Source organism: Mesorhizobium sp. M7A.F.Ca.CA.002.09.1.1, assembly GCF_003998555.1.
In the GTDB taxonomy this organism is placed as follows: domain Bacteria; phylum Pseudomonadota; class Alphaproteobacteria; order Rhizobiales; family Rhizobiaceae; genus Mesorhizobium; species Mesorhizobium ciceri.
The window spans coordinates 1-565 of record NZ_RZRR01001529.1 but is presented as its reverse complement, the minus strand read 5'-3'; the positions used below and the strand labels follow the sequence as shown (position 1 = coordinate 565).

Below are 565 nucleotides of genomic sequence, written 5' to 3'. Positions count from 1 at the left end.
ACCAACCGCAATCTGATCGTCACGGACGGCGCCGATTCCTATGGCATCAGCGCCAATTCGATCGGTGGCGGCGGCGGTGTCGGCGGCTCGTCCAGCTCTGGCGTGCTTGGCACTTACGCAATCGGCGGCTCGCTTGGCGGTGCGGGTGGCAAGGGCGGCAATGGCAACCAGGTCGATGTCGTCAATATGGCCGGCGCAACGATATGGACCAAGCAGGAGCGCTCGATAGGCATCTTCGCGCAGTCGGTCGGTGGCGGCGGCGGCGCAGGTGGTGCCGGCGAAAGCAAGGGCAAGAGCGATGGCGGTGAAGTCGCGGTAAACCTGTCGCTTGGCGGCTCGGGTGAGGTCGGCGGCAACGGCGGCAAGGTCAATGTCGAAAACAGCGGCATAATCCAGACCGACAAGGCCAATTCCCACGGCATCCTGGCGCAGTCGATCGGCGGCTCCGGTGGCGTCGGCGGCGCGTCCGGCACGTCATCCACCGACTCGAAGATCGCCATCACGCTGAGCCTCGGCGGCGCCGGCGGCGCTGGCGGTACCAGCGACAAGGTTCACGTCCAGAACT

The 565-nt window shown here is 66.0% G+C and carries 1 pseudogene; it reads left to right on the top strand.

Annotation, left to right across the window (positions count from 1 at the left end):
• Positions 1–565, top strand: a pseudogene (locus EN994_RS34460) (hypothetical protein); the annotation flags it as partial.